The organism is Halosolutus halophilus, assembly GCF_022869805.1.
Classification (GTDB): Archaea; Halobacteriota; Halobacteria; order Halobacteriales; family Natrialbaceae; genus Halosolutus; species Halosolutus halophilus.
Genome location: NZ_CP094974.1, coordinates 3,177,141 through 3,196,156 on the forward strand (window position 1 = coordinate 3,177,141; position 19,016 = coordinate 3,196,156).

Here is a 19,016-nt window from a genome sequence, read left to right on the forward strand (position 1 = left end):
CATGACGCAGACAGTCATCCTCGGCGTGATCGGTTCCGATGCGCACGTCGTCGGGATTACCATTCTCGAACAGGCGCTGGAGGCGAGTGGGTTCGACGTCGTCAACCTGGGCGTCCAGACGTCCCAGGAGGAGTTCATCGAAGCCGCAACGTCCCGGGACGCCGAAGCCGTACTCGTCTCGTCGCTGTACGGCCACGCCGAGCAGGACTGTCAGGGGTTCCACCAGCGGATCGCGGAGTCAGACCTCGACGTCACCACCTACATCGGCGGCAACCTCGCCGTCGGCCAGGACGACTTCGAGAAGACGCGCACGAAGTTCCGCGAGATGGGATTCGATCGGGTCTTCGACTCCGAAACCGATCCCGAAGAGGCGATCGAGGCGCTGAAAGCCGATCTGGATATGCGCTCGACGGAGGCCGAACGAGAGAATCAGACCCTCTCGGCCTGATCCGGACGCGTCGGATTACGTTTTAGCGTCCGATATCGACTGGCGAGCAGTGGGCCAGACAGGTGGACAGATGGGGAATCCGGACCAGCGACCCGTCAGTGATTGTCCGCCCCATCGCTGATGCTGACGAATTCGAAGTCCCCCGACCGATCGTCGAACCGATCGAGTTCGAACGGAGCGGTCGGAAACGGTACGTCCTCGTCGACGACCAGCGCGCGCACGAGTGCCGCGGCGACCGGTGCGGTCATCACGCCGCGCCCGTGAAAGCCGGTCGCGACGACGAGACCGTCGGGACCGTCGGTCGGCGCGTCGACGATCGGTCTGGTATCGGGCGTCGCGGCGTCGATTCCGGCCCAGTCGCCGCTGAGACCGGCCTCGTCGAGCGATCGAAGGAACGCCGGAACGAGGTCGGCGACGTGTTCGACGAACTCCCCGTCGGCGTCCCTGCTCGCGCCCGCCGGGTCGTCCTCGGCAAACGACCAGCCGCCGACCAGCAGGTCGCCGTTCAGTTCGGGACGGAAGTAGACGTGCTTGCCGGGGATCCAGCCCATCGGGAACGACTCGCCCATAGGCTCGTCCGGTTCGAGGACGAGAATCTGCGTTCGATAGGGTCGGATCGGCAGTTCGACGTGGTCGCGGAGAAACGCCGGAGTCCGCCAGCCCGCGGCCACCACGACGTGGTCGGCGCGGACGATACCGGACGCCGTGTCGACGCCCGCGACCTGCCCGTCCTCGACGACGAGTTCGTCGACCTGCGTTCCCGTTCGCAGGTTCGCGCCGTTCTCTTCGGCGTCCGTCGCGAGGGCCATCGTCAGCGTGTACGGGTCGATAAACCCCGTGTCGCCGTGACGGACCGCTCCGGCGTACGACTCCAGATCGAATCGGGGGTATCGACGTTCGACGTCGGCTGGCTCGAGGAACGACACGTCGAACCCCTCCGAAGAGAGGCGGTCGGTTCGCCGTCGAGCCGCATCCTCGCTAGCGGGCACGACGAGTTCGAGACTGTGCCGCTCGCTGAATTCGACGCGTTCGTGCCCGTCGTACTCGCGAAAGAAGTCCATCGCGTACTCGCCGATGCCGGGGTAGTCGGTGTACGACGGGATCGTCGTGACCTCACCTGCGGCGCGGGCGGTCGCGCCGCTCGCGATCACGTCTCGTTCGAACAGCGTCACGTCGAACGCCGGCGCGAGCGCCCGCGCCACTGCACAGCCGATGACGCCGCCACCCACTATCGCAACGTCGCAGTGTGTTTCGTCAGTCATCGCGATTTACCCGATCGTCCCCAGTCCGTCCTCGATCGCGGTAACCGCGCGTTCGAGTTCCTCGCGGGCGATGGTCAGCGGCGGCTGGAACCGGAGCACGTTCTTGTGGTAGCCGCCGACCCCGATCAGGACGTCGTGTTCGTCGCGGGCGTGCGTTTGAATCGCTTTCGCCGCCTCGCTCGTCGGCGCAGGAGCGGCCGAATCGTCTCCGTCGACCCCGGATCCGTCGGTCGGATCGACGAGTTCCACGCCGTACATGAGTCCTGTTCCGCGAGTCTCGCCGACGCGATCGAATTCGGCCTCGAGGGCTGCCAGTCTGTCGCCGAGCCACTCGCCCTGCTCGCGGGCGTTGTCGACGATGCCGTCCCGTAACGCGTCGATATTCGCGAGCGCGGCGGCACAGCAGACGGGGTTGCCGCCGAACGTCGAGAGGTGGTCGCCGGCCTCGAACGCGTCGGCGATCTCGGCAGGTGCGGTGAACGCCCCGAGGGGGAGGCCGTCGGCGATCCCCTTCGCCTGCGTGAGGATGTCCGGGTTCACGCCCGCGCCGTCGCAGGCGAACAGGTCGCCGGTCCGGCCGTACCCCGTCTGGACTTCGTCGGCGATGAACAGCGCGCCGTGGTCGTGAGCGACGTCTTTCACCCGCTGCAGGTAGTCCGCCGGCGGCACGATGATCCCGCCCTCGCCCATGACCGGTTCGACGACGATCGCCGCGAGATCGGTGCTCGTGTGCGTGCCGATCACCCGCTCGAGTTCCGCCGCTGCGCGCGCGGCGAACTCCTCCTCCGAGCAGTCCCCGTACGGCGAGCGGTACTGGTACGGCGCCGGTGCGTGCGTGACGTCGTTGAGCGTCGGGGCCATCCCGTGCTTGTAGCCGTGATTACCCGTCAGCGCGAGGCTCCCGAGAGTGCGGCCGTGAAAGGCCATCTCGAGGGCGACGACCTCCGTCGAGCCGGTGTACTTGCGGGCCAGTTTGACGGCGCCCTCGACGGCTTCGGTTCCGGAATTACAGAAGAACGACTTCTGCAGGTCGCCCGGCGTGATCTCGGCGAGTTTCTCGGCGAGGTCCGCGACCGGCCGATTCCGGTAGACGTACGAACAGGTGTGAACGAGGTCGTCGAGTTGGTCCTTCGCCGCGTCGACGACTGCCGGGTGGTTGTGGCCTGCGTTCGTCACCGAGATACCCGAGAAGCAATCGAGGTACTCCTCGCCGTCGGCCGTCACCATCGTCGTTCCCTCCGCTCGCTCGATCGAGAACGGATCGTACCCCTTGGCGATGGGCATGACGTACTCGTCGTACTTTTCGATCACGTCGTCGGTCCGGGCCGTGGATTCCTGATTTGGGGCCATAAGTTGGGTCAGTTATCGTACGGATGATCGACCGCCCGGAACGCCTCCTCGGCGACTTCCAGCGCATCGTCGATCTGCTCGTCGGTGTGCGTGTACGTCGTGAAGAACCGTTCTCCCTGCATCGGATTGCCGAACAGCACGCCGCGACCGGCGGCCTCGAGCCACCAGTCGGCGAACTGCTCGTCGTTCGACTTCCAGCTGTCGCGGTAGAAGTGAATGTCCGCGTCGGTCATGTACACCTGCCCCATCGACCCGACGTGCTGGACGTTCACCGGAAGGCCGACGTCGTCGGCGACCTCCTGCAGGCCGGTGAAGAGCCGATCGCCGAGGCGTTCGATGTGGTCGTAGACGTCTTCTTCTTCGAGGATTTCGAGGGTCTTCAGCCCCGCCGCGGCGGAGACGGGATGGCCGTTGTAGGTGCCGCCGTGGAACGCAGAGGAGTGCCACTTCTCGTCTTCGTTCTTCTCCGGCGGCTCGATTTCACGCATGATCTCGGCTGTCCCGCCGAAGCCGCCGGTCTGGTAGCCGCCGCCGGCGACCTTCGCGAAAGTGGTCATGTCGGGCGTGACGCCGAATCGCTCCTGTGCGCTCCCGAGGCCCAGCCGGAAGCCGGTCATCACTTCGTCCCAGATGAGGACGATGCCGAGTTCCTCGGTCAGGTCGCGAAGGAACTCGTGGTAGCCGTCACGCGGTTTGAGACAGCCACAGGAGAACATCACGGGCTCGATGATGACCGCCGCGAGGTCGTCGGCCTGTTCGCGCAGGATCTCCTCCGTGGCTTCCTTGTCGTTGAACGGGAAGGCGACGACCGTATCGCTGACGGCATCGGGGATTCCGGTGCCGTACGAGACCGTGTTCGGTCGATCCGCGGGACCGAGCGCCTCCTCGCTGGCGTAGACGCTCTGGAGCGCGTAGTCGTGTGCGCCCGCGTACCCGCCCTCGGGTTTGGCGATCTTCTCTTTCCCCGTGTACGAACGGGCGACCCGGAGCGCGTGCATCGTCGCCTCGGTGCCGCTGTTGGCGAGGCGAACCATCTCGATGCTCGGGGTCAACTCGACGATCTTCTCCATGAACTCGATGGCGATCGGCTGTGGCGTCGCCGTGAGGTCGCACGTGTCGACCTGCGTCTTCGCTGCCTCGCGCACGTCGGGGTGGCCGTGTCCGAGGATGATCGGCCCGAGAGCCAGCAAGAAGTCGAGGTACTCGTTATCGTCGACGTCGTAGACGTACGAACCGTCGGCTTCGTCGATGTAGAAAGGGTACGGATCGAACGCACGGACGTTCGACTCGACTCCGAGCGGCGTTACGTCCGCTGCACGCTCGTGCAGTCGTTCGCTCTCCGGCGTTCGCTGGCGCAGCAGTTCGGCGTGGTCGTACTCGTGTTCCTCGTCACCAAGACTCATCGGCGACAACGACGGAGGGGTGTCCAATAAATCTTTGGAGTTACTGGAGGCTAGCCGAAATTAGTACGAAACAAAACCGAAATACCCGTAAACATCACTCAGGAGGGGCGCGCTCGAGGGGCAGTACGAGTCCCTTCAGGCCACCGCCGGCCTTCTTCGTCTCCCTGATCGACAACTCCGTCACCTCGATCCCGCGGTCGCGAAGCGCCGATCGGACGGTCTGGTTCCCCGCCGGCAGCAAAACCGACCCGGGCTCGACGACGACGGTGCTCGTGGCCCGGTTTCGCTGTTCGCGCATCGGAACCGGGATGGCGTCGATGCCGCGATCCGCGAGCAGTTCGAGGAACTCGTCCGGAACTGCCTCCGGGTACACGAGCGCGAGTTCGGACGTGACCATCGAGAACACGAGCGCCAGGTGGGTTTGACCGGTGCTGTCGGTGCTGCCGAAGATCGGTACCTCGACGACGTCGATGTCGTAGGTCTCGAGCAGCGTTCGAACCTGTCGAATACCTTCGGCGTTGGTCGTCTGAGAGCGCCCGATCGCGATGGTCTCCTCGTCCACCCAGACGACGTTGCCGACCTCGAAGCTCCCGGGACCGTGCACCGAATGGTAGATCGGGGAGCCGAGTTCGACGCATCGTTCGGTGACGTGGCATTCTTCACCGCGTCGCGTTTCCTCGACCATCTTGCCGATGCACATCCCGCCCTCGACGGCAAAACCGACGTCGCGAACGAAAAGCGACTCCGCGAACTGCTCCGGGACGTCGCCCAGGTAGTGGACCGTAACGCCGTTGTCCTCGAGTTCGTCGACGAGGGCCCCGTGTTCCTCGGCGACTTTCTTCTGGCGCGGGAGGCCGTCCCAGTTCCACGCGTCGGGGTCGACGACCGTGTTGAACTCGGATCCCGGTTCGTGGACGAGTACCCGCTCCAGGCGACCGACTTCCGAGCTCACGGAAGGTGAGAGTTCCCACATCGTACTCATCGATCGGTGTCGAGGTTGAGTGCCTGTTCTTCCTTGACGTTCCGGAGCGCGACGTCGGTCGAGGTTTCGCGGACGCCCTCGTAGGAGCCGATTTGACGGAGCAACTCGGTGAGTTCGCTGCGCTCGCGGACTCGGACCTTCAGCTGGAGGTCGGCGTCGCCGGTGATCTCGTGGATCTCCTGGACGTCGGGTTCCTCGACGAGTCGCTCCGCGACTTCCGAGAACCGGCCCGGTTCGGTGCTGATACGAACGAACGCGACCTGGTTGATCTCGAGCAGTTCCGGGTCGAGTACGGCTCGGTACTCCCGGATGTATCCTTCCGACTCCAGGCGATTCGCACGTTCGTGAATCGTCGCCGAGCCCATATCGAGTCGACGCGCGATCTCCGACAGAGCCGTTCGTCCGTCGGCCTGAAGAATCTTCAGAATCTTCCTGTCAACTTCGTCGAGCTCCATACCGATTCCTTTCGGCTCTCGTGTCCTATGTGTTTTCATCGGTTTACATTTCGGTTGTTACTCGTCGTTCTCGGAGCTACAGTATAACGTTTGTCAAAAATACCACTGAAGGGGAAGATTATCGGTGTAATTGGACCACTGTCAAAACTTATTTGGTGCTTGGAGGGGCAATGGTCGAGAAGGACACCCATGGGAGCCGAGCACAGTATCGAGAGCGGAGAACCGTCGTCGGTTCGTCGAGCGGTCCGGGCTGTCCGCCGGAATCGATGGACCGGACTAGTCGTGAACGTCACACCGAGCCTGTTCTGGTTGACGGTGTTTTTCCTGATCCCGCTGGGAGTGATGTTCTATTACAGCTTCGGCGAGCGTGGCGCGTTCGGGGAGGTGCTGCTGGGCGCGGAACACCTCGGACTCCAGCAGTACAGGCTCTTCGTCGTGCCATCGGACGCGTCGGTTCTGCAGGCGATCTGGTGGACGATCGCCTGGATCGTCGACGGACTGGTTCCGATCGAACTCGGACTCGCCGCCGGCGAACCGACCCCGTACGTCCAGCTAACGATAAAGAGCATCGCGTACGGACTCCTCTCGACCGCCGTCTCGCTCGCCATCGGGTATCCGACGGCGTACTACATCGGTCACGTCGCGCCGTCTCGCTACCAGAGCGTGCTCCTCGTGCTCGTCATCCTGCCGTTCTGGGCCTCGTATCTCGTTCGCGTGTACGCGATCCAGATCCTGCTGGCGCGAAACAGCATCCTGACGAACGCCCTCGGAATTCTGCCGTTTTACGAGACGGGACAGTCGTTGATGAACACGCAGTTTGCGGTGATCGTCGGGTTGACCTACATCTGGATTCCGTTCATGATCTTGCCGGTCTACGCCAGCATCGAGCAGATCGATTTCACCCTCCAGGAAGCGGCGATGGACCTCGGTGCCGATCGGTTCGAGGCGTTTCGCAGAGTGATTTTCCCGCTCTCGATGCCCGGCGTAATCGCCGGGAGCATTCTCGTGTTCATACCGACGACCGGTGCGTACGTCATTCCGGAACTGCTCGGCGGGACACGGAGCCAGATGATCGGGAACTTCATCGCGAACCAGTTCGGTTCGGCCGGGAACTGGCCGCTCGGGGCCGCCGCGTCGTTCGTCCTCATGGGGGTCATGCTCGCCGCGATCGGGATCTACCAGCGCTACGGGGACGGTGATCTGGCGTGAGCCTCGCCGACGGCCCGTCGTTCTCGAAACGGGTGCGCCGGGTGCGGTCTCGTCTCTTCGAATACGCGTCCGTCGCCCTCGCCTTTCAGGCGCTGCTCGTCTATCTGTTCCTGTACGTTCCGATCGTCGTCGTCATCGCGCTCTCGTTCAACGACTCCCGACACGCCGTCGTCTGGCAGGGGTTCACGACGGAGTGGTACGAAGCCCTGCTCGCCGGCGAGACCGTCGCTCGGATCAATCCAGACGCCGCGTTTCAGTCGCTGCTGTACTCGCTCGAGATTGCCGTCGTGACAGTGCTTGTGAGCGCCGTCTTCGGTACGATGCTCGCGTTCGCACTGGACCGATACGACTTCCCCGGAAAGGGGCTGTTCATCGGCCTCGTCTACATGCCGATCATCATCCCGAGCATCGTGATGGGGATCTCGCTGCTGTTGTTCTTCAATATCGTCGGCATGAGCCTGGGGATTCAGACGGCGATGATCGCGCACATCGCCTTCGGGATCAGTTTCGTCGCCGTCGTCGTCGCCGCCAGGCTCCAGTCGTTCGATCGGACGCTGGAGGAGGCAGCGATGGACCTCGGCGCGAACGAACTGGAGACGTTCCGGTACGTGACGTTCCCGGTGATCAAACCGGGCGTGGTCGCCGGTTCGCTGCTCGCGTTCGCGATGAGCTTCGACGACTTCGTCGTCACGTTCTTCGTCATCGGCCGGGAGAACACGCTTCCGATCTTCTTCTTCTCGATGGTCAGGCAGGGAATCTCGCCGGGAGTGAACGTCATCGCGTCGCTCATTCTCATCGCGACGCTACTCCTCGTCGGACTCGCACAGTGGATCGAAGGGCCAGTCTGGTAACATAAATAGTTCCTCTGGCCCGGCATTTATCCATAAACCTTATCACTGTGAGATACATTTGACGAAAAGAATAAGGTTGGTTGTGATGGACACGCACGACATACACCAGGACAGACGAACCGTTCTCAAGTCGACCGGCGCACTCGCGACGATCGGAGTCACCGGGTTCGCCGGTTGTCTCGGTGACGAGGACAACGATACCGGCAGTGCGGACATCGACACCGACGACCTCGAAGATAGCCTCAACATCTTCCAGTGGGGAGATTACTGGCCGGACGGCTTCGTCCAGTCGTTCGAGGAGGAACACGACGTCGCCGTCAGCGTCTCGAATTTCGCGTCGAACGAGGAGATGTTCAACAGTCTGCAGGCGGGTGGGACCGATCAGTACGACCTCATCTTCCCGAGTGACTACATGGTCAACGTCCTCCAGGAGCAGGACATGATCCAGCCGCTCGACCTCGACGAACTCTCCAACTTCGGGAACCTTTCCGAAATGTTCCAGGAAGCGCCGTACGATCCCGGCGACGATCGATACTCCGCCCCGTACCAGTGGGGAACCTCCGGGATCGGATGGAACGAGAACATGATCGGCGAGGTCGAGATCGACTCCTGGGACGCGCTCTGGAACGACGAGTGGGCGGGCCAGATCACGATGCTCAACGACATGCGCGAGACGATGGGCGCCGCGCTCAAACGGCTCGGATACTCGTTGAACACCACCGACGAGGACGAGATCGAGGAGGCCAAAGAGACGCTCATCCAGCAGAAAGACCTCCTTCGGGCGTACGACTCGACCAACGTCCAGACGAACCTCATCAACAAGCAGAACAGTCCCCTTCACGGCTGGTCAGGGGACATCTTCGTGGCTCTCTGGGAGACGTACGACGAGGACGAGGGCTACTCCCCGGTCAATTACACCATCCCAACCGAAGGCGGCGTCGTCTGGGTCGACACGGCTGCCGTGACCGCGAAGGCGCGTCACCCGAACGCCGCACACGCGTTCATCGACTACTTCCTCGACGCCGAAAACGCCGCCGAGGTCACGAACTACACGTACTACGGCAGCCCGAACGCAGCCGCAGAGGAGTACATCTACGACGAGATCCTCGAGAACGAATCGATCTACCCGGACGACGAGACGCTGGAAAACCTCGAGTTCATCGAGAACATCGGACAGGCGACGCAAACGTACGATCAGGCCTGGACGGAGATCCAGAACGCGTGAACGAATGACTCAGTACGACGTTCAACTGTCGGACATCACGAAGCGGTTCGGGGACGTGATCGCCGTCGACGACCTCTCGCTGGACATCGAACGGGGGGAGTTTCTCACGCTGCTCGGTCCGAGCGGCTGCGGCAAGACGACGACGTTACGCTGTATCGCGGGGTTCGAGACGCCGACGGAGGGTAACGTGTCCATCCGCGACGAGCGCGTCAACAGTGTGCCGCCGTTCGAACGCGACACGAGCATGGTCTTCCAGTCGTACGCGCTATTCCCGCACATGACAGTCGGCGAAAACGTCGCGTTCGGCCTCGAGAGACAGGGAATCCCGGAGTCCCACGCTACCGATGGCGGAACGGTTACCCGGTCCGGCGGGCTGCGCGAGTCCCTCGGGGGGCTGATCGGCCGCCACGGTCGCGAGGAAATCGACGCGCGCGTGTCGAAGGTCCTCGAACTCGTCGAGATGCCGGGCTACGAAGACAGATCGATCGGCGAACTCTCGGGCGGGCAACAACAGCGAGTCGCACTCGCCAGGGCGATCGTGACCGAACCGGCCGTGCTGTTGCTCGACGAACCGCTCGGTGCCCTCGACCTCAAACTGCGGAAGAACATGCAAGTGGAACTCAAGAACCTCCAGGAGGAACTCGGGGTCACGTTCGTCTACGTCACCCACGACCAGGAGGAGGCGTTGACGATGAGCGACAAGATCGCGGTGATGAACGAGGGCCGGATCGAGCAACTGGGCACCGCGACCGAGATCTACGAACAGCCCGAGACGGAGTTCGTCGCGGACTTCATCGGGGAGACGAATCTCGTTCGCGGGAGCTACCGAGAGACCGACGCCGGCGCGGTGATCGCGGCCGACGGTCTCGAGTTCGCCGTCTCACCGGACGCCGAGGCCGCCGACACGAACGACGCATCGTTCGCGATCCGGCCGGAAAAGCTCCGACTCGGTGCTGACGCCCGTGGGCAGGACAACGAGTTCGAGGGCGAGGTGATCGACGAAATCTACAAGGGGAACCTCGGAAAGTTCGTCGTCCGCCTCGAGAACGGCCAGCAGCTCACGGTCGACATGCAGATCCGCGATCAGGGCGTCTATCGATCGACCGGGGAGACAGTTCGCGTCGGCTGGTCCCGGGAGAACGCGGTCGTGCTCACAGAGTAGGCGACGCGATCGGGAAGTCGGCTCCTGGACCGGTGGCCGAAGATATTTTATCTTTATCGGGGAACGCCCGATCGATTTTCGGATAAGTATTTGTTCGTGGAGGCCAACGTTTGAGACGGCATGTCAGGGAGCGCCGATCAGGCGACCGAGGAACAGGACCTGCGATACCTTCTCCGGGTGAACCTCACCGAGCGAACCGTCGAAACCGAGACCGTCCCGGAATCGTACCGCGACCGATTCATCTCCGGGAAGGGACTGGGAGCGGCGTTGCTCCTGGACGAACTCGAGCCCGGAACGGACCCGTTGAGCCCCGACAACCGGCTGTGTTTCATGCTCGGACCGCTGACCGGTTTCGCGCCGGGGACCTCCAGGTACGCCGTGGTGACGAAGTCGCCGCTGACGGGCGCGTTCGTGGACTCCTACTCCGGCGGGCACTTCCCGACGATGCTGCGGTGGGCCCTGCCGGACTACCTCGGCATCGTCTTCGAGGGGCAGGCCGACGAACCCGTCACGCTCCGCGTCACAGACGACGGGGTGACCATCGAGGACGCCACCGATCTGTGGGGACTCGATACGAAGGAGACCGCCGAACGCTTCGACGGGAAGCGAACGAAGACGGCCGCGATCGGACCGGCCGGTGAGAACCTGGTTCGGTACGCGACGATTTCGAGTGATGAAGCCACCCACCACGCCGGGCGCGGCGGCGTCGGTGCAGTCATGGGAAGCAAGAACCTGAAGGCGGTCGTCGCCACCGCGGGCGGACCGCCCGAGGCGCCGGACGTCCGCGACCTGCGAGTCGAGCACACACAGCGACTCGGCACCAGCGAGGAGGTGAGCTGGGCGCGAAACGGAGGCACGCAACTCGTCGTCGACTGGACCCAGGAGATCGGTGCGCTTCCGACGCACAACTGGACGCGCGGCCGGATCGAGGACGGCGACGACCTCAACATCGAGGCGTTCTCGTCGGGCCACGTCGACACCGACTCCTGTTACAGCTGCCCGGTCGCCTGCGGCCACGTCACCGACTTTTCGGAGTCGGACGTCGACGGCGCGTTCGAGGACGCGGACGTCGACTGGGGACCCGAGTACGAGACGATCGGCCTGATGGGCGCGAACGCCGACATTACCGACGTCACCGCCGTGACCGAACTCGCGAGCCGCGCGGATACGCTCGGAATGGACACGATCTCGCTGGGGAACGTCCTCTCGTGGGTGATGGAGTGCGTCGACGCGGGACTCCTCGAGTACGACATCGACTGGGGCGACGCGGCGGCGGCCGCCCGCCTGATCGAGGAGGTCGCCCACCGCGAGGGAATCGGCGACGCGCTCGCCGAGGGGACCGCCGTCGCCGCAGAACGGCTCTGCGACGGCGATCCGCGTGCCCGGGAGGCCGCCGTCGAGGTCAAGGGCATGGAACTCCCGGCGTACGAACCGCGAGCGTCGTTCGGCATGGCGCTCGCGTACGCGACCTCCGACCGCGGCGCGTGTCACCAGCGCGCCTGGCCGATCGGGTCCGACGCGATGGGCGGCGAGCGAGATCCGTACGACACCGAGGGTCACGCCACGGTCGTCGTCGAAGAGCAAGACGAACGCGCGCTCACGTACAGTATGGTGACCTGTGACTTCACCGCCTACAACTACGATCGAGTCGCCGAGTGGCTGAACGCGCTCGGCTACGACGTCGACGCAGGCGAGCTAGAGACCGTCGGCGAACGGGCCTGGAACCTCGCCAGGCTGTTCAACGTCCGAGAAGGGTTCGACCGATCGGACGACGAGCTACCCGAGCGGATGAAACGGCCGTTAGAACGGGGCGGTCCGGCCGACGGCAATCAAATCACCGACGATACGTTCGAGACGATGCTGACCGAGTACTACGAACTGCGGGGATGGACGAGCGACGGCGAACCGACGCCGGAGACGCTCGAACGGCTCGACCTCGCGGAGTTCGCGTCGGCCTGAGTGGGCCGAAGAATGATGTATGAATAACGTATAGTTCCGATTGTTTTCCGATCTATCGGCAGATATTCAGAAAAACTTTTCCAGCCCCATTTCATTTGGTAGGTCGACACACGCATGCGACGGCTATACATCGACGGCGAATGGGTCGACGCGGAGTCCTCGACGGGCATCGACGTCGAGTCCCCGGTCGACGGAACGGTAATCGACACCGTCCCGGCGGCGTCCGAACGGGACGTCCGCGAGGCGGTCGAAGCCGCCAGGCGCGCACAGCGGGAACTCGAGGAGATGACCGCCTTCGAGCGTGCGGCGGTGCTCGACGAAGTCACCGACTACTTCGAAGCGCACGAAGACGAGATCGCGGAACTCATCACGCTCGAGGAGGGCAAACCGCTTCACGAGTCCTACGAGGAGACCGAATACGTCATTTCCTCGAGCGACGACTACGGCCACGACGCCATCCGACTGTTCGGCGACGTCGTCCCCTCCGAGCACCGGGGCCGATTCGCCTACACTCAGCGCGAACCGTACGGGCCGTGTGCGGTGATCAGTCCGTGGAACTTCCCGCTCGAGGTCCCCGGCGGGAGCATCTACTCGGCCATCGCGACGGCCAACCCGGTCGTGTTCAAGCCGGCCGAGGAGACGCCGCTTACGGCCTACCACATCGCGGAGGCGTTCGCCCAGTCGAGCCTTCCCGACGGCGCGTTCAACCTGATCACCGGCGCGGGCGAGACCGGACAGGCGCTCGTCGACCACCGAGATATTCGACTGATCGCGTTCACCGGAAGTACCGAGGTCGGCCAGGAGATCGCGAAGACCGCGGCCGATCGAAACGCACAGTGTCTCCTCGAGATGGGCGGCAAGGACCCGATTCTCGTCCTCGACGACGCCGACGTCGACCACGCCGCGGAGAGCATCGTCGTCGGTTCGAACTGGAACGCCGGCCAGGTCTGCTGTGGGACCGAACGCGTCGTCGCGACCGACGGCGTCCACGACGAACTGGTCGACGCGATCGTCGAGAAGACCGACGAACTCGTGCTCGGCGATCCCTTCGAGGAGGGGACGGACGTCGGACCGATGGTCTCGGAACGCATCCAGTCGAAGGCCGTCGAACACGTGGACGACGCGATCGATCAGGGCGCGACGCTGGAGACCGGCGGCGACACCGACGGCCTGTTCTACGAACCCGCGGTCGTCGATGACGTCACCGAAGAGATGGCGATCGCGCGAGAGGAGACGTTCGGCCCGGTGACGCCGATCGTCCGCGCCGAGAGCTACGACGAGGCGATCGACGTCGCCAACCGATCGCGGTACGGACTCCAGGCCGCGATCTTCACCGACTCGCTCGAACGCGCACACGACGCCGCCAACCGACTGAAAGCCGGCGGCGTGTTCGTCAACGAGACGAACAATTACTGGGAACGGTTGCTCCCGTTCGGCGGCTACGGCGAATCGGGATCGGGCGGGCGCTACGGCAGCAAGTGGCACCTCGAAGCGATGACGCAAGTGAAAGCGGTCATGCTGAACTACAAGGACTACTGACATGAAGGTAACTGCACTCGGTGGCTGCGGCGCGATGGGGCGGGCCACCTCACGGGAACTGGCGGAGAACGACACGGTCGACGAACTGCTGATCGCCGACGCGGATCTCGACGCGGCGACGGAATTCGCCGACGAACTGCGCGAGGACGAGTACACGGGCGAGATCACGACGGAGAGAGTCGACGTGACCGACCACGAGGCGCTCGTGGCGACGATCGAGGACGGCGAAGTCGTCGCGAACGCGCTCCCGTACGCGTTCAACGTCGACGTGATGGAAGCCTGCCTCGAGGCCGGTTGTCACTACCTCGACCTCGGAGGACTGTATCACAAGACTCAGGACCAGCTCGAACTGGACGCGGAGTTCGACGAGGCAGGGCTGACGGCCGTCCTCGGCATCGGCGCGAGTCCGGGGCTGACGAACGTCGCGACCGCACGGGGCGCCCAGCAACTCGATTCGGTCGAGGAGATCCACATTCGCACCGGCGCGAAAGGAGGCGGTGAGGGCTTTGCCTACTCCGCGAAGACGATCCTCGACGAACTGACCATGGAGCCGATCGTCTACGAGGACGGCGAGTTCCAGACGCTAGACCCGCTTTCGGGACGGGAAACGTACGAGATGCCCGACCCCGTCGGCGAGGTCGAGGGCTTTCACAGCATTCACTCCGAACTCGCGACGATGCCCTACGCGTTCGAGGGCGTCGAGACCGTCGACTTCCGGGTGGCGTTCTCGCCGGACCTCGTGAACATCTGCGACGTCCTCATCGGCCTGAACCTCACCAGCGAAGAGACGGTCGAGTTCAAGGGCGTCGAGACGACCCCCCGCGAGTTCCTCGACTGGCACCTCGATCGACAGCCGAAGCCCGGTGCCGTCGAGGAGTGGAAGTCGTTCCGCGTCGACGTCCACGGCACCGAAGACGGTGAGTCCGCTCACTACCGCTACACCGTCGTCGTCGAGTCCCGACTCGAGGACTGGGGACTGAAGGCTACGGCCGTCTGGACCGGCGTCCCGATGGGCGTCGCGGCCGCGGCCGTCGGACGCGGCGAGGCCCTCGAGACGGGGGCGAAGCCACCCGAAGAGGTACTCGACCCCGAGGCGTTCATCGCCGAACTCCGCAAGCGCGACATCGCGATCGAGGGCCAACGGATCCAGCCATGACCGACGAACCAGCGACGTCGACCCTCGAACGGCCCGTTCGAAATTACGTCGGCGGCGAGTGGGTGGCACCGGCCGGCGACGGGAGTCGAGGCATCGTCGACCCGGCGACCGGCGAGCGCGTCGCCGAGACGCCGTTCAGTTCCGACGCGGACGTCGATACGGCCGTCGAAACGGCGCAGGCGGCCTTCGAGGAGTGGCGCCACCGTCCGATCGAGGAGCGCGTACAACCGCTGTTCGAGTTCAAGGACCTGCTCGAGGAGCGGATCGACGACCTGGCGTCGGTGATCGTCGCCGAACACGGCAAGACGCACGACGAGGCCCGCGGCGAACTGCGTCGGGGCATCGAGAACGTCGAGGTCGCGTGTGGCGCGCCGACGCTGATGCAGGCGGGATCGATCCAGCACGCCGCACCGGGGATCGACGAGAGCGCGATCCGCCACCCGCTCGGGGTCTTCACCGCGATCACGCCCTTCAACTTCCCGGGAATGATCCCGCTGTGGTTTCTACCCTACGCGGTCGCGACCGGGAACGCGTTCGTCCTCAAGCCCAGCGAGCGAACGCCGCTGACGGCGCGGGCACTGATCGAGGTGCTCGCGGACACCAGCCTTCCGGACGGCGTCGTCTCGCTGGTCAACGGCGGTCCGGAGACGGTGAATCGACTGCTGGACCACGAGGACGTCGTCGGCGCCTCGTTCGTCGGCAGCACGCCGGTCGCGAGGACCATCTACGAGACCGCGGCGGAAAACGGCAAGCGCGTCCAGGCACAGGGCGGCGCGAAGAACCACGTCGTCGTGTCGGACTCGGCGAACCTCGAGTACGCCGCCGAAAAGACGATCAGTTCGGCGTTCGCCAACTCCGGCCAGCGCTGTCTCGCAAACCCGATCGCCGTCGTCCACGAGGACGTCTACGACGAGTTCGCGGATCGCATCGTCGAGCGGGCCGCCGCGCTCGAGGTCGGCCCCGGCGACGATCCGGCGACCGAGATGGGGCCGCTCGTCTCGGCGGACCGTGTCGAGACCGTCCGGGAGTACGTCCGGACCGGGGTCGACGAGGGTGCGTCGCTCCTGCTCGACGGTCGCGACGCCGACGTCCCGGGCGACGGGTTCTACCTGGGCCCGACGATCTTCGGCGACGTGACCCGAGACATGACGATCGCCCGGGAGGAAATCTTCGGCCCCGTGCTCGGCCTCGTTCGCGCCGAAACCTTCGAGACGGCGCTCGAAACGGTCAATGCAAGCCGGTACGGGAACGCCGCGAGCCTCTTTACCGAACGCGGTCGCGAGGCCCGCGAGTTCCGGACGCGCGTCGAAGCGGGCAACGTCGGCGTCAACGTCGGAACGGCGGCCCCGATGGCGTTCTTCCACTTCGGCGGGCAGAACGACTCGTTCTTCGGCGACCTCCACGCCTAGGCCGAGGACGTGATTCGCTTCTACACCGACGAAACGGTGTACATCGAGCGGTGGCCCGACGCGACGGCCGAGACCGGAGACGACACCGACGACTGAGGATCCACGAACACCGCCTCGACGCGCGTTGACTGAGGCGGCCGTCGTTGGTCGGCTAGGTCGGCCGTAACCCCCAGGTCGACCGTCGTCTCGCCGACGAAACCGATCGAGAATCGAATATCGATCGCGTATCCGGCTCTCTCAGCGAACGATCGTCACCGGAACCGGCGACCGCCGGGCGACGGTCTCCGCGACGCTGCCGAGCAGGATCCGACTCGCGCCGGTCCGGCCGTGGCTACCGATCGCGATGTGGTCGACGTCGTGGTCCTCGGCGTAGGTGACGATCGAACGGGAGACGCCGCCGATGACCTGCTCGGTGTCGATTTCGACGCCGTGTTCGGCCGCCCGCTCGCGGGCACCCTCGAGGATCTCCTCGGCTCGACTCTCGTGGTGTTTCTGGATCTCCTCGTAGTTGGCCATCGCGCCGCCTTCGACGCCGGTCGCCGTGTAGAAATCGCCCGGGTCGAGGACGTGCAACGCCGTGATCCTGGCGTCGGGGTACTCCGTGCAGGCGAAGTCGATGGCGTCGGTCGATCGGTCCGACTCGTCGACGGGAACGAGGATGTGGTCCGGCATAGCCGTGCGTACGACGGCCCCCGAAATAAACGCCCACCCCGTCTCCCACCGATCGGGGAGATGGACAGCGGTCAGGGAGATGAACCGGTGTCAATCGATCGCCGCTCGGCGTCGATCGGGCGGGGCCTGTTACCCCGAGCCGTCGCTCCTGACCGTGAACGCGCGATAAAAAAACGGGATCGAGTACGGCGGCGAGTGTGCGTGTGCGGTCGCGACGACGTTACTTCGCGCGACCCTGGCCGCCGTTGTTGGACGGCCGGACCTTCTCCGCACCCTTGCCGCGGTTGTTGAGCCCGCGGTTGGCCTTGCCCGCGTTGGTGAGGCCGCGGAAGGCGCGGTTCTGGTGGTTGTCGTCGCAGATCCAGTTGAGGTCGTCGTCGTTCTCGATCGCCGGGTGGTTGGGATCGACGAGGATCACTTCGAACCACTTCTGGCTGCCGTCTTCACCGACCCAGTAGCTGTTGAGCACCCGCAGGTTGGGGTACTTCCGGGAGACGCGCTCTTCGCCGATGCGCTGGATGTTCTTGCGCCGCCCGATGCGGTTGACACCCTGGCGCTTCGTCCGGCGTCCGGCCGTGAACCGCTCCTTGCGAGCGGTGCCTTTGCGGACCGAGACGCGGGTCATCACGATCCCCTGTTTGGCCTTGTAGCCGAGTTCGCGAGCCTTGTCGAGTCGCGTCGGGCGATCGATCCGTTCGATCGCGCCCTGCTTTCGCCATTCCTGCTTGCGCTGCCACTGGAGTTCCCCGAGCTTCCCGTCGCCGGGGTCCTTCCACGCGTCCTTGATGTGGGAGTAGAAGCTTTTTGCCATCGTAATCACCGCGGGCGTTTCCTGGTTCAATCCGAACGGGGCGAAGCCCCGCGGATCACATCCCGTCCTGTGGCGGCGTCGTGCCGAACAGGTGCCCGCTGGTGCCCGCGACCCAGCGAGTCTGCCCGAACGTACCCAGCGTTCGTGTATAAGCGCTTCGAACCGTCGAGGCGAAACCCGATCGGGTCCGCGTCACACCGTGTGGAAGCCCACGTCCGAGCCGTCGACGTCGGCCCGGAGGGTGCCGTCCGCGAGTTCCGAGACGTCGAGTCGATCGGACCCGCCCGTGAGCGCCGCCGCGTCGCCGAAGAGTCGCCCGGTCGCCGCGGGGACGACCATCGTCCGCCCCCTGCTGAGTCGTGCGGGCGTGTCCTACAGCGACCGCCTCCCCGACGGGCTCCGCGTCTGCGAGCGCGGCGGCCGGACGTGGGTGACGAACTTCTCGAGCGATCGGCATCGGGTCGCTGCCGAGGACGTCTCGTGGCTCGTCGGCGGCCCGACCGTCGAAGCGTTCGACGTGGCGGTCGCCGACGGCGAACTCGTCGACTGGCTCTCGGTCGACCGGACCGAATAACGATCACCGGTCGATCGGGAGCGTGTAATCGGACATGATCCAGGCGCGTCCGTCCGTCGGATGCCCGATCAACGCGAGCCTGACCGAGCCGATCGCGTACTCCTCGTAGCGTTCTTCGATCACCGGAAACTCCGACGGCGGTGGATTCGCCCGCGCCATCAACCGAGACTTCGTTCGGGGTCGTCGCCCGGGTCGTACCCGACGCCGTCGATCGAAACCCGGCCGCCACTCCGGACCTGCACGGTGTGGTCCGCGTACTCGAACGTCACCCGGAGGTCGGTTGCGGGATCGGCATCGAAGAGACGATCGAGCGCTTCCGGATCGACGGTATGATAGAGCGGCAGTTCGAGTTCTTCCGGCGGAACGTGCTGTGCAGTTGCCAGCGCCTCGATGATCCGCATACTCGTGCGTTCGTCGGCGAGGTCGGCCAGTCGTCGGAGCCTGCTGTTGTGAGCCATTACCACAGCGAAGGACGACGGAGAAAAAGTCGCTACCTGTTACGTGTATTCACCAGCGGACGGATGGCTATTACGTGTATACCCCCGGTCG

The 19,016-nt window shown here is 64.6% G+C and carries 19 protein-coding genes and 1 pseudogene; 10 read left to right on the forward strand and 10 right to left on the reverse strand.

The window, feature by feature from the left end; translation table 11 throughout:
* Window position 1: 1 nt before the first annotated feature.
* Window positions 2-448, forward strand: coding sequence for a methylaspartate mutase subunit S (gene glmS, locus MUG98_RS15545; protein WP_265108352.1), 447 nt, complete (start codon window positions 2-4; stop codon window positions 446-448).
* A gap of 95 nt (window positions 449-543) precedes the next feature.
* Here glmS and MUG98_RS15550 read toward each other — a convergent pair whose 3' ends face one another.
* The 5 genes from MUG98_RS15550 to MUG98_RS15570 form a co-directional block, all read right to left on the reverse strand.
* Window positions 544-1,710 carry an NAD(P)/FAD-dependent oxidoreductase gene (locus MUG98_RS15550; protein WP_265108353.1) on the reverse strand — a complete coding sequence of 389 codons (1,167 nt, stop codon included), beginning with the start codon at window positions 1,708-1,710 and terminating at the stop codon, window positions 544-546.
* A 6-nt stretch (window positions 1,711-1,716) separates the two neighbouring features.
* On the reverse strand, window positions 1,717-3,060 hold the full coding sequence (locus MUG98_RS15555) for an aspartate aminotransferase family protein (protein ID WP_265108354.1): 1,344 nt from the start codon (window positions 3,058-3,060) through the stop codon (window positions 1,717-1,719).
* A gap of 8 nt (window positions 3,061-3,068) precedes the next feature.
* Entirely contained in the window at window positions 3,069-4,463 is a 1,395-nt protein-coding gene (locus tag MUG98_RS15560) for an aspartate aminotransferase family protein (protein ID WP_265108355.1), read from the reverse strand.
* 94 nt (window positions 4,464-4,557) lie between these two features.
* A complete protein-coding gene (locus MUG98_RS15565; protein WP_265108356.1) occupies window positions 4,558-5,445 on the reverse strand; it encodes a dimethylarginine dimethylaminohydrolase family protein in 888 nt (295 codons plus the stop codon).
* Complete coding sequence (locus tag MUG98_RS15570) at window positions 5,442-5,900, reverse strand: Lrp/AsnC family transcriptional regulator (protein ID WP_265108357.1); 459 nt, start codon at window positions 5,898-5,900, stop codon at window positions 5,442-5,444. Before MUG98_RS15570 ends, MUG98_RS15565 begins: the two co-directional genes overlap by 4 nt.
* Before the next feature lie 282 nt (window positions 5,901-6,182).
* On the opposite strand from MUG98_RS15570, the gene MUG98_RS15575 reads away from it, so the two are divergent.
* From MUG98_RS15575 to MUG98_RS15610, 8 genes and pseudogenes are all read left to right on the forward strand, one after another.
* Window positions 6,183-7,109, forward strand: coding sequence for an ABC transporter permease (locus MUG98_RS15575; protein ID WP_265108358.1), 927 nt, complete (start codon window positions 6,183-6,185; stop codon window positions 7,107-7,109).
* Window positions 7,106-7,960, forward strand: a complete 855-nt coding sequence (locus tag MUG98_RS15580) for an ABC transporter permease (protein WP_265108359.1) — start codon at window positions 7,106-7,108, stop codon at window positions 7,958-7,960. Before MUG98_RS15575 ends, MUG98_RS15580 begins: the two co-directional genes overlap by 4 nt.
* A gap of 85 nt (window positions 7,961-8,045) precedes the next feature.
* A complete protein-coding gene (locus MUG98_RS15585) occupies window positions 8,046-9,185 on the forward strand; it encodes a polyamine ABC transporter substrate-binding protein (protein WP_265108360.1) in 1,140 nt (379 codons plus the stop codon).
* Window positions 9,186-9,189: 4 nt separating this feature from the next.
* Window positions 9,190-10,347 (forward strand): ABC transporter ATP-binding protein, encoded by a 1,158-nt coding sequence (locus tag MUG98_RS15590; protein ID WP_265108361.1) that lies wholly within the window; start codon window positions 9,190-9,192, stop codon window positions 10,345-10,347.
* Window positions 10,348-10,467: 120 nt separating this feature from the next.
* The gene (locus tag MUG98_RS15595) at window positions 10,468-12,306 is read left to right on the forward strand and encodes an aldehyde ferredoxin oxidoreductase family protein (RefSeq protein WP_265108362.1); all 1,839 of its coding nucleotides are present in this window, start codon (window positions 10,468-10,470) and stop codon (window positions 12,304-12,306) included.
* A gap of 114 nt (window positions 12,307-12,420) precedes the next feature.
* Window positions 12,421-13,845, forward strand: coding sequence for an aldehyde dehydrogenase family protein (locus tag MUG98_RS15600; protein WP_265108363.1), 1,425 nt, complete (start codon window positions 12,421-12,423; stop codon window positions 13,843-13,845).
* A 1-nt stretch (window position 13,846) separates the two neighbouring features.
* Window positions 13,847-15,001 (forward strand): saccharopine dehydrogenase family protein, encoded by a 1,155-nt coding sequence (locus MUG98_RS15605; RefSeq protein ID WP_265108364.1) that lies wholly within the window; start codon window positions 13,847-13,849, stop codon window positions 14,999-15,001.
* Window positions 14,998-16,506, forward strand: a pseudogene (locus MUG98_RS15610) (CoA-acylating methylmalonate-semialdehyde dehydrogenase). Before MUG98_RS15605 ends, MUG98_RS15610 begins: the two are co-directional and overlap by 4 nt.
* 141 nt (window positions 16,507-16,647) lie before the next feature.
* Here the strand turns inward: MUG98_RS15610 and MUG98_RS15615 are convergent.
* From MUG98_RS15615 to MUG98_RS15625, 3 genes are all read right to left on the reverse strand, one after another.
* Window positions 16,648-17,082: a universal stress protein gene (locus MUG98_RS15615; RefSeq protein ID WP_265108366.1), complete on the reverse strand. Its 435-nt coding sequence runs from the start codon at window positions 17,080-17,082 to the stop codon at window positions 16,648-16,650.
* A gap of 220 nt (window positions 17,083-17,302) precedes the next feature.
* Entirely contained in the window at window positions 17,303-17,893 is a 591-nt protein-coding gene (locus MUG98_RS15620; RefSeq protein ID WP_265108367.1) for a 50S ribosomal protein L15e, read from the reverse strand.
* A 192-nt stretch (window positions 17,894-18,085) separates the two neighbouring features.
* A complete protein-coding gene (locus tag MUG98_RS15625) occupies window positions 18,086-18,232 on the reverse strand; it encodes a hypothetical protein (RefSeq protein ID WP_265108368.1) in 147 nt (48 codons plus the stop codon).
* 28 nt (window positions 18,233-18,260) lie between these two features.
* Here MUG98_RS15625 and MUG98_RS15630 point away from each other — a divergent pair, with 28 nt between their 5' ends.
* The gene (locus MUG98_RS15630) at window positions 18,261-18,467 is read left to right on the forward strand and encodes a hypothetical protein (RefSeq protein ID WP_265108369.1); all 207 of its coding nucleotides are present in this window, start codon (window positions 18,261-18,263) and stop codon (window positions 18,465-18,467) included.
* A gap of 3 nt (window positions 18,468-18,470) precedes the next feature.
* Here MUG98_RS15630 and MUG98_RS15635 read toward each other — a convergent pair whose 3' ends face one another.
* Together MUG98_RS15635 and MUG98_RS15640 are read right to left on the reverse strand one after the other, a co-directional pair.
* The gene (locus MUG98_RS15635) at window positions 18,471-18,626 is read right to left on the reverse strand and encodes a hypothetical protein (protein WP_265108370.1); all 156 of its coding nucleotides are present in this window, start codon (window positions 18,624-18,626) and stop codon (window positions 18,471-18,473) included.
* Window positions 18,626-18,925 carry a HalOD1 output domain-containing protein gene (locus tag MUG98_RS15640; RefSeq protein WP_265108371.1) on the reverse strand — a complete coding sequence of 100 codons (300 nt, stop codon included), beginning with the start codon at window positions 18,923-18,925 and terminating at the stop codon, window positions 18,626-18,628. Before MUG98_RS15640 ends, MUG98_RS15635 begins: the two co-directional genes overlap by 1 nt.
* Between the last annotated feature and the right edge of the window lie 91 nt (window positions 18,926-19,016).